Consider the following 11,510-nt stretch of genomic DNA (forward strand, 5'->3'; position numbering starts at 1 on the left):
ATGACGCCGCACCGGGCCGCAGGCGGTCGCGCTCGGTCGCCAGGCACCGCAACCCCCTCGTCTAGGGTGGTGCGGTGCTCTACTTCCTGATCGTCATCGCCGTGCTGCTGCTGGCGTACGCCGCCGTACTGGTCAGCTTCGTCCGGCGCGGACGCAAGATCCCGCCGCAGGCGTACCTGGTGCTGGCGCTGCTCAACGGGCTCATCCTGGCCGCCGTGCTGGCCTGGGCCATCGCCCGCTGACGATCCGGCCGACACGCGAAGCGGGGCCCACCCCGACCGCCGTCGGCCCGGGTGGGCCCGGCCCACTGCGTCCCTCACCGCCCGAGGGCGGGATCAGTCACCGTTGGTCACCACCGGGTCGTCATCGTCGTCGTCGATGTCGTCCTCACCCCAGCTGCGCCGGACGAACGGCAGGATGACCCAGAACGTCAGGAACCACAGGCCGGTGACCACGGTGAGCACCACGGCGATGCCGGTGTCGAGCACGAAGTCGGCGATCAGCAGGACCGCACTCACCATGGCGACCAGCATGAAGGCCAGGCCGCCGGTGGCCATCCGGTGGGCGAACCGGACCAGCTCCGGCTTACGACCCTGGCGGAACAGCGCCCGGTGGAAGGCGACCGGCGAGATGATCATCGCGGTGGCCGCGGCGGCCGACAGCAGCGCGAGAATGTAGACGTCCCGCTGGAACTCGCTCGTCCGGGTGAAACCGTTGCTGAACGGCAGGGTCAGCAGGAAGGCGAAGAGGATCTGCACGCCGGTCTGGGCGACCCGCAACTCCTGGAGCAGATCGGCGAAGTTGCGCTGCCAGCGCTGCTTCTCGGATTCCTTCGACACGCGCTACCTCCGGATGAGACGGTACGACCGACGGGAGCACCTCCCGTCGGCAGCAACGCCAGTGCCCGATCCGCAATCGCCCGAAACCGATTCACGATCCCCGATCGGCCCGGTCCACCCTCGGCAGGGCGGCTCATGCCGCCGGGCACACCCGGGCCAGGATCGCCTCGGCCAGGGGCCCCGGCGCCTCGTCGGGAATCCAGTGCGTCACCCCGGCCAGCACCATGAACCGGTAGTCCCCCGTGACGTGCCGGGCACAGGCCTGCGCGGCGGTACGCCCGACTGCCACGTCCCGGTCGCTCCACACGTAGCTGGTCGGCACCGGCACCGGACCGACCGCCTTCAGGTCCCGCCCCGACATCGCCCGGTACCAGTTCAGCGCCCCGGTCAGCGCGCCCGGCCCGCGCATCGGCTGGGCGTAGCGGGCCACCCGGGCGGAGTCACCGACGCCGGCCAGCAGCCGACGCAGGACCACCGCCCGCCCGGCCAGCAGCACCCGCTCCGCCAGGCCCGCCCGGCGGAACAACGTCATGTACGCCGAACGCGCCCGCTGCCGACGGTCGGTGGACAGCGCGTACCCGAAGGCCGCCGGATGGGGCACCGAGACCGCGGTGAGGGTACGCACCCGCTCCGGGTGCCGCGCGGCCAGCGCCCAGGCGACGATCGCCCCCCAGTCGTGCCCCACCACGTTCGCGGTGTCGACGCCCAGCGCGTCCAGCACCGCCACCGCGTCGGCGACCAGTTCCGGCAGCCGGTAGCCGGCCACCTCCGTGGGACGGGCCCCGGGCGAGTAACCCCGCTGGTCGGGGGCGTACGTGCGCAGCCCGGCGGCGTGCAGGGCGGGCACCACCGCGTCCCACTCCCCGCCGTGCTGGGGGAAGCCGTGCAGCAGCAGCACGACCTCGCCGCCCTCGGGCCCACCGGCCCGTACGTCGAACGTCAGTCCCCGCGCCGCCACCCGCATGACCGGCAGCCTACCCAGCGCCCCGGTGTGCGCCCGGGACGTCGAATGCCGGGAACCATGACCTGCTGGGCCGTTGCCGCAGGTCGGTGCTAGCGTCTGCCGAGACAACTTCACATCCGACAGGGGAGCGCACAGCGCTGAGAGTGCGGGCACCGCCCGCAGACCCTCGAACCTGATCTGGGTAATGCCAGCGCAGGGAGTTCGGTCGACCTCCAGCCGCGCCGCCGTCCGGCAGCCGCCGGGCGCGGCGTGCGTCTTCTCCTGGTTCGATCGCTGGACTGGGAGCACCGACATGCCGCACACCACCACCAACAGCAACCGGTGGCGCACGATCGACATCGTGGTCGCCGCCGTGATCGCCGTGGCCTTCGGCGTCATCTTCTGGGCCTGGGGCCTGGTCTGGAAGGCCGCCGACCCGGCATTCGCCGCCGCACCCGCCAGCCAGGCGGTGATGTACGGCGTGTGGCTGGTCCCGGCGGTCCTCGGCGGCCTGGTGATCCGTAAGCCGGGGGCGGCCCTGTTCTGCGAGGCCGTCGCCGCCACCGTCTCCGCACTGCTCGGCGCGGAGTGGGGCGGGATCACCATCGTGCAGGGGCTGATCCAGGGCCTCGGCGCGGAGCTGGCCTTCGCCGCGTTCCGCTACCGGTCGTTCCGGCTGCCGGTGGCGGTGCTGGCCGGGGCGTTGACCGGGCTGAGCGCCGCCCTGTTCGACTTCTTCGTCTGGAACGCCGAGTACGCCCTGACCAGCTACCGCCTGCCGTACGCGGCGTTGACCGTGCTCAGCGCCGCCGTCGTCGCCGGGGTCGGCGGTTGGTACCTGACCCGCGCGCTGGCCGAGACCGGAGTGCTGGACCGGTTCCCCGCCGGCCGTGACCGCACCCTGGTCTGATCCTCTCCTGACGATCATGGAGGTGCCGGCGACGTGGCGAGTGTGAGGCTGGTCGGCTTCGGCTGGCGGCACGCCGGTCGGCGGGCCTGGGCGGTACGCGGGGTGGACCTGCGCATCGACCACGGGGAGCGGGTGCTGCTGCTGGGGCCGTCCGGGGCCGGCAAGAGCACCCTGCTGGCCGCGCTGGCCGGGCTGCTGCCGGCGGACTCCGGCGAGCAGGAGGGCACCGTCGAGATCGACGGCCTCGACCCGGCCAAGGCCCGCGAACGGGTCGGCACCGTCTTCCAGGACCCGCAGTCCCAGCTGGTGATGGCCCGCTGCGGTGACGACGTCGCGTTCGGCCTGGAGAACCGGGGGGTGCCCGGCGACGAGATCTGGCCCCGGGTGGACGAGGCGCTGCGCCGGGTCGGTTTCCCCTACCCCCGGGACCGGCCCACCGCGGCGCTGTCCGGCGGCGAGCAGCAGCGGCTCGCCCTGGCCGGGGTGCTGGCGCTGCGGCCGGGGCTGCTGCTGCTCGACGAGCCGACGGCCAACCTCGACCCGGCCGGGGCGGAGCTGGTGCGCGGCGCGGTGGCCGGCGCGCTGGACCCGGACACCACCCTGGTCCTGGTCGAACACCGGGTCGCCGACGCCCTGCCCCTGGTCGACCGGGTCGTGGTGCTGACCCCCGGTGGCGGGGTCCGGGCCGACGGGCCACCGGCGACGGTCTTCGCCGCGCACGGTGCCGCGCTCGCCGCCGAGGGTGTCTGGGTGCCCGGCCACCCCACCGGGTCCCGGCCGGCCACCGGGCCGCCCGGTGCGGGGTTGCTCACCGTCGACCGGCTCGGCCTGCCACCCCGGCTGGCCCCCACCGACCTGACGGTACGCGCCGGCGAGGCGCTCGCCGTCCTCGGTCCCAACGGGGCCGGCAAATCCACCCTGGCGCTGCTGCTCGGTGGGCTGCTCCGCCCCGGCGTCGGTCGACTGACCGGCACCGCCGCCCTGGCCGACGGGGACGCCCGTACGCCCCCGCACCGGTGGCGGGCCCCCGCGCTGGCCGGTCGGATCGGTTCGGTCTTCCAGGACCCGGAGCACCAGTTCGTCACCCGCACCGTCCGCGACGAACTGGCCCTCGGGCCGCGTCGGACCGGCCGCCCGGAGGTCGCCGTCCGGGCCACCGTGGACGGGTTGCTGGACCGGTTGCGGCTGACCCGGCTCGCCGGGGCCAACCCGTACACCCTCTCCGGTGGGGAGGCCCGGCGGCTCAGCGTGGCGACCGCCCTGGCCACCGCGCCCCGGCTGCTGATCTGCGACGAACCCACCTTCGGCCAGGACCGCCGCACCTGGGGTGAGCTGGTCGACCTCTTCGCCGACCTGCGTGACGCCGGGCACGGCGTGGTCACCGTCACCCACGACCGGGACTTCGTCGCCGCGCTCGCCGACCGGACGGTCACCCTGCACCCCGCCCGGGAGCAGCCGTGATCGGCCTGGAGCCCGTCGCGGTGCCGGGTGCGCCGCTGGCCCGGCGTAACCCGGTGGCGAAACTGGCAGCCGGGCTGATCTTCTCGTTCGTGCTGGTGGCCAGCCTCGACCCGGTCGCACCGGCGGTCGCCATCGCCGTCGAGCTGGCGCTGCTGCCGCTGTTCGGCATCCGCTACCGGGTGCTGGCCCGACGGGCGTGGCCGTTGCTGGCCGGTGCCGTCGGCATCCTGGTCACCCTGCTGCTGTTCGCCGCCGACCGGTCCGGCCCGGTGCTGTGGACGGCGGGGCCGCTGCTGGTCACCTCCGGGGTGCTGGTCACCGCGCTCGGGCTGGTGCTGCGGATGCTCGCGGTCGCCCTGCCCGGAGTGATCGTCTTCGCCACCACCGACCCGACCGACCTGGCCGACGCGCTGGTGCAGAACGCGAAGGCCCCGGCCCGGTTCGCCATCGGCGCGCTGGCCGCGTTCCGGCTGGTGCCGCTGCTCGGCCAGGAGTGGCAGATGCTCACCATGGCCCGCCGCGCCCGGGGCGTGGACGCCGGCCGCAACCCGCTGGCCCGGCTGCGGCTCTTCGTCGCCACGGCGTTCGCCCTGCTGGTGGGCGCGATCCGGCGCGGCACCCGACTGGCGGTGGCGATGGACGCCCGGGGGTTCGACGCCGGCACCCCGCGCACGGTGGCCCGCCGGCAGGTGTTCCGTCCCGCCGACTGGCTGCTGGTCGCCGGTGCCGCCACCCTGGCCGGCGGCGCGCTCGCGGTCAGCGTCGCCCTCGGCACCTTCCGGCCCCTGATCGGCTGACCCGCGCCCCACCGGGCCGTCGCCCCACCACCCCGTCGGGCACGCCAGCCACCAGGCGCACCGGCACACGCCGGCACCACTGTGCTGAAACAGCGGTATCCGGAGGTCCGGATACCGCTGTTTCAGCTATCTGGTGTGGGACGTCTGCGCCCGGGCGGCTCAGCTGCGCCGGAAGGCGTACCGGCGGCCCTGGCCCTGGGCGGCGGTGGAGCCGGCCCGGACCGACCGGCCCGACCGCGACGGCGGCCGGGGTGGGTTCGACCGGACGAGAGCGTCCGGGTGGGGCGGCGTCACGGCGACCGGGACCGGGTGCGCGGGCGTCACGGTGAGTGCCGCGAGCGCCGCCGGATCCACCTCCACCGGCGACGGTACGACAGGTCGGGACTTCTTGGGACTGCGCTTGGCGGGCATTCGCTGCCTCCTGGGACGTGCGGAGGACCACACCGTCGCCTCAGCGGCGGGCGGTCGACGGACGGGATCGGCTCCGGACGACCGGCCACGAGTCATCCCCGGTCAGCAGGGGACGGGAGACGCGGACGCCCGAGCACGCGGACCCGCGGCCACGGCGGCGGGTCGGCTCTCAGAAAGGGCGTCAGATGCGCATGTCGTCACGGTAGCCGACCCCCACGCCCGGCGCACCCGCTTTTCCCGACGAGCATCCCGGCCCGACGAGCATCCCGGCCCGACGGCGGAAGTCCCGACGACCCCGCCGCCCGACGACCATCCCGGCCCGACGACCCCGCCGCCCGACGGCGGAAGTCCCGACGACCGGCCCGGCCCGGCGGCGGGACGGTCGCTGCCGCACGCACGCGACCACCCTGTGACACTGGGTGGACGGCGGCTGCCGGCCGTCGCGGGCGCGCGATACGGTCGCAGCACACAGGTGACGTGAGAGGGCGGGTACGGATGACGCAACAGGCGACGGCGCAGATCGGCGTGACCGGGCTGGCGGTGATGGGTCGCAACCTGGCCCGCAACCTGGCCCGGAACGGGTTCACCGTGGCGGTGCACAACCGCTCCCCGGAGCGCACCCGCAGCCTGGTCGCCGAGCACGGTGACGAGGGCACCTTCGTGCCGTCGGAGTCCCTGGCGGACTTCGTCGGCTCGCTGGAGCGGCCCCGCGCGGTGATCGTCATGGTCAAGGCGGGCGCCCCCACCGACGCGGTCATCGACGAGCTGGTGCCGCTGCTGGAGGAGGGCGACATCGTCGTCGACGCCGGCAACGCCCACTTCGCCGACACCCGCCGCCGGGAGGAGACGCTGCGCGAGCACGGGCTGCACTTCGTCGGCACCGGTGTCTCCGGTGGCGAGGAGGGCGCGTTGCTCGGGCCGAGCATCATGCCGGGCGGCTCGGCGGAGTCCTACCAGAAGCTCGGGCCGATGTTCGAGAAGATCGCCGCGCAGGTGGACGGCGTCCCCTGCTGCCAGCACGTCGGCCCCGACGGCGCCGGCCACTTCGTCAAGATGGTCCACAACGGCATCGAGTACGCCGACATGCAGCTCATCGCCGAGGCGTACGACCTGCTGCGGGCCGGGCTGGGGGCGACCCCGGCGGAGATCGCGGAGATCTTCCGGGAGTGGAACACCGGCGAGCTGGAGTCGTTCCTCATCGAGATCACCGCCGACGTGCTGGCGCACACCGACGCCGCCACCGGCAAGGCGTTCGTCGACGTGGTGCTCGACCAGGCCGAGCAGAAGGGCACCGGCCGTTGGACGGTGCAGATCGCCCTCGACCTGGGCATCCCGATCACCGGCATCGCCGAGGCGACGTTCGCCCGGTCGCTGTCCGGGCACGCCGGTCAGCGGGAGGCCGCCCGCCGTACCTTCGGCGACGCGGGCGAGAAGTGGCAGGTCGAGGACCGGGACGCGTTCGTCGAGGACGTCCGCCGGGCGCTGCTGGCCAGCAAGATCGTCGCGTACGCGCAGGGCTTCGACCAGATCCGGGCCGGCAGCCGCGAGTACCACTGGGACATCGACCTGGGTGGCACCGCCACCATCTGGCGGGGCGGCTGCATCATCCGGGCCCGCTTCCTGGACCGCATCCGCGAGGCGTACGACTCGCAGCCGGAGCTGCCGACGCTGCTGGTCGCGCCGTACTTCGCCGACGCGGTGAGCGACGGCGTGCCGAGCTGGCGTCGGGTGGTGGCGGACTCGGCCCGGGCCGGCGTGCCCACCCCGGCCTTCTCCTCGTCGCTTGCCTACTTCGACGCGCTGCGCGCGGAGCGGCTGCCGGCGGCCCTGATCCAGGGCCTGCGGGACAACTTCGGGGCGCACACCTACCACCGGGTCGACCGGGAGGGCGCGTTCCACACCCTGTGGGCGACCGCCGACCGCTCCGAAGTGGCCGGCTGACCCACCACACCTTCCCGGCGTGCCGCGGTGTCCCTGGTGGGGCACCGCGACCACCGGACCCGCACCAGTGCCACGCGAACGCCCCGCCATCCCGGTGAACAACCGGGTGGCGGGGCGTTCGCCGTGAGGTCGGTGGTGACCCGCTGGTCACCGGGGAAGCCGGTGCCGGGTGGTCACCAGAACCGGCGACGTCGGGCGGCCTTGCGGGGGCGCAGCACGTCGGCTCCCTTGGAGAGCATCCGGCTCACTCCGCTGGGCCCCCGTCGGGACTCCAGGGTGTGGCTCAGCTGGCGGGCACCGGCTGCGGCCAGCGGCACGGCGACCGCCATGATTGCCCACTGCGCGATCCGCTTCTGAATCATGTGTGCTCACCTCCGCGATTGGCTGTCGGGGTGGTGGTACCCCGCAGGTGAGATCACCAATCGTGGGCCGGTCAGCGCGGCGGGGCCACCGGGTTGGGCAGCGCGCCGCCGAACCGGCGGTCCCGCTGGGCGTACAGCTCGCAGGCGTACCACAGGTGGCGGCGGTCGAAGTCCGGCCAGAGGGTGTCCAGGAACACCAGCTCCGCGTACGCCGACTGCCAGAGCATGAAGTTGGAGATCCGTTCCTCGCCGGAGGGGCGCAGGAAGAGATCGACCTCGGGGACCTCCGGGTGGTAGAGGTACTTGGCCACGGTCTTCTCGGTGACCTTGTCCGGGTCGAGCCGGCCGGCGGCCACCTCCCGGGCGATCGCGGCGGCGGCGTCGGCGATCTCAGCCTGGCCGCCGTAGTTGACGCAGAACTGGAGGGTCAGCGTCGAGTTGCCCCGGGACATCTCCTCGGCGGTCTGCAACTCGGAGATGACGCTCTTCCACAGCCGGCCCGCCCGCCCCGACCAGACCACCCGCACCCCCAGGTCGACCAGCTGGTCGCGGCGGCGACGGATGACGTCCCGGTTGAAGCCCATCAGGAAGCGGACCTCGTCCGGCGAGCGCCGCCAGTTCTCGGTGGAGAAGGCGTACGCCGACAGGTAGGGCACACCCAGCTCGATCGCCCCCTCGACGGTGTCGAAGAGGCTGTATTCGCCCTGCTCGTGGCCCTTGGTGCGGGGCAGTCCACGCTCCTTGGCCCAGCGGCCGTTGCCGTCCATCACCACGGCGACGTGCTTCGGCAGCGCCTCGGCGGGCAGCGCCGGTGGCCGGGCGCCCGACGGGTGCGGGGTCGGCGGCACCGGCGTCCGCCGGTCGGCCCTCAACGATCGGATCACTCGGTCATCTCCTTGTCCCCACCCTCCACACCGACCCGGGGCGGCGGCACCCGGCCACCCGGGGCACCCCCGTCGTCCCCCGTCGGCCCGCCGCCCACCGGGCCGGTGTCCGGCGCACCGGGCGTCGGGCCACCCCGGTCGACCAGCGGCAGCGAGCGTAGCGCGCGTTCCAGGTGCCACTGCAGGTGCGCCGCGACCAGGCCACTGCACTCCCGGCGTACCCCGGTGGCGGTGGCGTCGGCGACCTGCCAGTCGCCGCTGGTGAGGGCGGACATCAGGTCGATGGTGGCCGGCGCGGGGTGGGCCGCGCCGGGTGGCCGGCAGTCCGGGCAGACCGCACCCCCAGCGGGTACGGAGAACGCCCGGTGCCGCCCCGGGGTGCCGCAGACCGCGCAGGCGGTCAACGCGGGCGCCCACCCGGCGAGGCTCATCCCGCGCAGCAGGTAGGCGTCGAGCACCAGCGTGGTGGCGTGCTCACCCCGGGACAACGCCTTGAGCGCGCCGAGGGTGAGCTGGAACAGCCGCAGCGACGGTTCCCGCTCGACGGGGGTGAGGCGTTCGGCGGTCTCCGCGATCGCGCTGGCCGCCGTGTACCGGGGGTAGTCCCCGAGGAAACGTTTGCCGTACAGGTCGATGCCCTCGACCTGGCTGACGCTGTGCAGCGAACTGCCGGTGTTGCCCTTCGGGTCGCCGGCGAGTTGCAGGTCGACGTGGCCGAACGGTTCCAGCCGGGCGCCGAACTTGCTGGTGGTGCGGCGTACCCCCCGGGCCACCGCGCGCAACCGGCCGTGCCGGCGGGTCAGCAGCGTGATGATCCGGTCGGACTCGCCCAGCTTCTGCACGCGCAGCACCACCGCGTCGTCGCGGTAGAGCTGTCGGCGGTACCCGGCCATCCGGTCATTCTCCCTCGGGGTGGGAAATCAGGGTCGGCTCGGGGTGGGCCCGCGCTTCGCCCCCGATGTGCCGCAGGTGGCGACGGTCGTAGGTTGCTGGGCATGGCTCTTCCCCGCAGCGCGGTCGCCCTGGGTGCGACCGCCGCCCTCATCCTCGTCACCGGGTGCGACACGCTCTCCTTCCGGCGGCTGGACTTCGACACCACCGAGGCGGCGAAGATCGCCCGGATCACCGTACGGCCCGGCTCGGGGGACGTGGTGGTCCGGGCGACCGGCCCCGCCACCGGCGTACGCGTCAAGCGGGTGCTCCGTTACCAGGGTGACCAGCCGGACACCACGTACGAGATCACCGGTGACGAGTTGGTGCTGGACACCGAGTGCGGTCCCCGCTGCTCGGTGTCGTACGAGGTGACCGCCCCGCCCGGGGTGCGGGTGCAGGGGGAGACCGGTTCGGGTGACGTGGACCTGACCAGGATCGGCTCGGTCGACTTCACCCTCGGCTCGGGCAACATCCGGATCATCGAGGCGGCCGGCCCGGTGCGGGCCGAGACCGGGTCGGGCAACATCGAGGTGCTCAACGTCACCGGCCCGGTCGACCTGCGGGCCTCCTCCGGCGACGTCACCGGCACCCGGCTCGGTGGCGACGTCTCCGCCGAGACCGGTTCCGGCAACATCACGCTCACCCTGAGCAGGCCGGCTTCGGCGCGGGCCCACGCCGGCAGCGGGGACGTCGAGCTGACGGTGCCGGCCGGCCGGTACCGGGTGAAGTCGAATGTCGACTCGGGGGACACCGAGATCGGGGTCACCAACGACCCGGGCGCACCGCTGGTGCTGGACCTGGAGGCTGGCAGCGGAAACGTGACGGTCGTGCAGCGCTGAGCGGGTGGCGTACCTCAGCGGGCCCTGATCTCGGCGGTGTCGGCCTCGGGTGTCCGGGGTGCCGGGACGCCGGGCGACGCCGTCGCCGGGCGGGGGTGCGGGCGGCCGGGGACCAGTTCGGGGCGGCGGTGGGCCGCCACGTCCTCCACCCAGCCGACCAGCAGGGTCACCACCGCGACCAGGAGGAAGACCAGCACCACCCGGATCGCCAGCCCCCACGGGTCCCGGGGTGACCAGCCGACCAGGCCCACCAGCGGGGTGAGCGCCACCACGAAGGGCATGTGCCACAGGTAGGCGGTCAACGCGCGCCGGTTCGCCACCGTCACCAGCCGGCTGAAGATCCGGTTCCGGTCCACCCAGGCGGCGGTGGCCGGGGCCCGGCCGATGACCACCAGGATGAACGCCGCCGACCACAGGGCGTTGCCCAGCGGGATGTCGTTGAGGTCGTAGCCGCGCGGCCCCGGGTGGGTGAGGATCCACGTCGCGCCGGCCCCGGCCAGCAGCACCGCCACCGGCACCAGCACCCGGTCGGCCAGCCGGCACAACATGCCGTCGTGGTGGGCGAAGCCGAGCAGCCAGGCCCCGAAATAGAGGCCGAAGGCGCGCAGCACCGCCGAGGTGGTCGGTAGGAGACCCACCTCGATCGCGACCAGCAGCAGGTAGGGGGCGGCCAGGGTGGGCAGTGGGGCCCGGCGGAACAGCCACAGCGCCACCGGGGAGGCGAGCAGGAACCACAGGTAGTCCCGCAGGTACCAGATCGGGCTGAGCGCGAGCCCGCCCCAGTAGTTGGCGGGCGGGTCGGTGATCGGGAACAACCAGATCACCACCCGGGGGGTGAACTCCAGCCCGGTGAGCAGCATGGCCGGCACGAAGATCACCGCCACCACCCACAGCGAGGGCAGCAGACGGCGCAGCCGACGCCGTAGCGCGGACACGCCGTACCGGTCCATCGACGCCGCCATCAGCGACCCGGCCAGGGCGAACATGATCGACATCGCCGGGAAGATCAGCGTCAGCGTGGCCAGCCCGGTGACGTGGTAGACCACGACCCGGACGATGGCCAGGAAACGGAGCAGGTCCAGATATCGGTTACGCATCAGGCTGCATCTATGTCGGGGACGGATGAACGTCCCCTACCCTGCGCACCCGACCTGTGAAACCGCTGCTAATCGGGGCCTGACGTGAAACTT

At 73.6% G+C, this 11,510-nt stretch carries 13 protein-coding genes and 1 riboswitch; of the genes, 6 read left to right on the forward strand and 7 right to left on the reverse strand.

Annotated features, from left to right (window positions below):
• The first annotated feature begins 74 nt into the window (after window positions 1–74).
• A complete protein-coding gene (locus J7462_RS12730) occupies window positions 75–242 on the forward strand; it encodes a hypothetical protein (protein ID WP_204926308.1) in 168 nt (55 codons plus the stop codon).
• Window positions 243–335: 93 nt separating this feature from the next.
• Here the strand turns inward: J7462_RS12730 and J7462_RS12735 are convergent, their stop codons facing one another.
• Both J7462_RS12735 and J7462_RS12740 read right to left on the reverse strand, forming a co-directional pair.
• The gene (locus tag J7462_RS12735) at window positions 336–839 is read right to left on the reverse strand and encodes a DUF6328 family protein (protein WP_219464261.1); all 504 of its coding nucleotides are present in this window, start codon (window positions 837–839) and stop codon (window positions 336–338) included.
• A gap of 133 nt (window positions 840–972) precedes the next feature.
• The gene (locus J7462_RS12740) at window positions 973–1,803 is read right to left on the reverse strand and encodes an alpha/beta fold hydrolase (protein ID WP_219464262.1); all 831 of its coding nucleotides are present in this window, start codon (window positions 1,801–1,803) and stop codon (window positions 973–975) included.
• Window positions 1,804–1,914: 111 nt separating this feature from the next.
• A riboswitch (TPP riboswitch) is annotated at window positions 1,915–2,020 on the forward strand.
• 75 nt (window positions 2,021–2,095) lie between these two features.
• On the opposite strand from J7462_RS12740, the gene J7462_RS12745 reads away from it, so the two are divergent.
• Genes J7462_RS12745 through J7462_RS12755 form a run of 3 tightly spaced genes read left to right on the forward strand, consistent with a single transcriptional unit; the run spans window position 2,096 to window position 4,950 of the window.
• Entirely contained in the window at window positions 2,096–2,692 is a 597-nt protein-coding gene (locus tag J7462_RS12745) for an ECF transporter S component (protein WP_208570095.1), read from the forward strand.
• A 33-nt stretch (window positions 2,693–2,725) separates the two neighbouring features.
• Window positions 2,726–4,153, forward strand: a complete 1,428-nt coding sequence (locus tag J7462_RS12750; RefSeq protein WP_219464265.1) for an ABC transporter ATP-binding protein — start codon at window positions 2,726–2,728, stop codon at window positions 4,151–4,153.
• Window positions 4,150–4,950, forward strand: coding sequence for an energy-coupling factor transporter transmembrane protein EcfT (locus J7462_RS12755; protein WP_219464266.1), 801 nt, complete (start codon window positions 4,150–4,152; stop codon window positions 4,948–4,950). Before J7462_RS12750 ends, J7462_RS12755 begins: the two co-directional genes overlap by 4 nt.
• Window positions 4,951–5,109: 159 nt before the next feature.
• Here J7462_RS12755 and J7462_RS12760 read toward each other — a convergent pair whose 3' ends face one another.
• The gene (locus tag J7462_RS12760; protein ID WP_219464268.1) at window positions 5,110–5,361 is read right to left on the reverse strand and encodes a hypothetical protein; all 252 of its coding nucleotides are present in this window, start codon (window positions 5,359–5,361) and stop codon (window positions 5,110–5,112) included.
• A 495-nt stretch (window positions 5,362–5,856) separates the two neighbouring features.
• Between J7462_RS12760 and gndA the strand changes: the two genes are divergently transcribed.
• Window positions 5,857–7,302, forward strand: coding sequence for an NADP-dependent phosphogluconate dehydrogenase (gene gndA / locus J7462_RS12765; RefSeq protein ID WP_208570099.1), 1,446 nt, complete (start codon window positions 5,857–5,859; stop codon window positions 7,300–7,302).
• A gap of 173 nt (window positions 7,303–7,475) precedes the next feature.
• On the opposite strand, the gene J7462_RS12770 is transcribed toward gndA, so the two are convergent.
• The 3 genes from J7462_RS12770 to recO form a co-directional block, all read right to left on the reverse strand.
• Complete coding sequence (locus J7462_RS12770) at window positions 7,476–7,664, reverse strand: hypothetical protein (RefSeq protein WP_219464271.1); 189 nt, start codon at window positions 7,662–7,664, stop codon at window positions 7,476–7,478.
• Window positions 7,665–7,735: 71 nt separating this feature from the next.
• Window positions 7,736–8,512 carry an isoprenyl transferase gene (locus J7462_RS12775; protein ID WP_208570145.1) on the reverse strand — a complete coding sequence of 259 codons (777 nt, stop codon included), beginning with the start codon at window positions 8,510–8,512 and terminating at the stop codon, window positions 7,736–7,738.
• Between the two features lie 32 nt (window positions 8,513–8,544).
• Window positions 8,545–9,441 carry a DNA repair protein RecO gene (recO, locus tag J7462_RS12780; protein ID WP_208570101.1) on the reverse strand — a complete coding sequence of 299 codons (897 nt, stop codon included), beginning with the start codon at window positions 9,439–9,441 and terminating at the stop codon, window positions 8,545–8,547.
• Window positions 9,442–9,543: 102 nt separating this feature from the next.
• Here recO and J7462_RS12785 point away from each other — a divergent pair, with 102 nt between their 5' ends.
• Entirely contained in the window at window positions 9,544–10,320 is a 777-nt protein-coding gene (locus J7462_RS12785; RefSeq protein ID WP_219464273.1) for a DUF4097 family beta strand repeat-containing protein, read from the forward strand.
• A gap of 14 nt (window positions 10,321–10,334) precedes the next feature.
• Here the strand turns inward: J7462_RS12785 and J7462_RS12790 are convergent, their stop codons facing one another.
• Window positions 10,335–11,417, reverse strand: coding sequence for an acyltransferase (locus J7462_RS12790; RefSeq protein WP_219464274.1), 1,083 nt, complete (start codon window positions 11,415–11,417; stop codon window positions 10,335–10,337).
• Between the last annotated feature and the right edge of the window lie 93 nt (window positions 11,418–11,510).

This window comes from Micromonospora sp. RL09-050-HVF-A (assembly GCF_019374995.1).
Classification (GTDB): domain Bacteria; phylum Actinomycetota; class Actinomycetes; order Mycobacteriales; family Micromonosporaceae; genus Micromonospora; species Micromonospora antibiotica.

Coding starts and splice junctions, on each gene's coding strand:
- J7462_RS12740 (WP_219464262.1), bottom strand. CDS start 1,803: ATGCGGGTGGCGGCGCGGGGACTGACGTTCGACGTACGGGCCGGTGGG.
- J7462_RS12770 (WP_219464271.1), bottom strand. CDS start 7,664: ATGATTCAGAAGCGGATCGCGCAGTGGGCAATCATGGCGGTCGCCGTG.
- J7462_RS12790 (WP_219464274.1), bottom strand. CDS start 11,417: ATGCGTAACCGATATCTGGACCTGCTCCGTTTCCTGGCCATCGTCCGG.
- J7462_RS12785 (WP_219464273.1), top strand. CDS start 9,544: ATGGCTCTTCCCCGCAGCGCGGTCGCCCTGGGTGCGACCGCCGCCCTC.
- gndA (WP_208570099.1), top strand. CDS start 5,857: ATGACGCAACAGGCGACGGCGCAGATCGGCGTGACCGGGCTGGCGGTG.
- J7462_RS12745 (WP_208570095.1), top strand. CDS start 2,096: ATGCCGCACACCACCACCAACAGCAACCGGTGGCGCACGATCGACATC.
- recO (WP_208570101.1), bottom strand. CDS start 9,441: ATGGCCGGGTACCGCCGACAGCTCTACCGCGACGACGCGGTGGTGCTG.
- J7462_RS12760 (WP_219464268.1), bottom strand. CDS start 5,361: ATGCCCGCCAAGCGCAGTCCCAAGAAGTCCCGACCTGTCGTACCGTCG.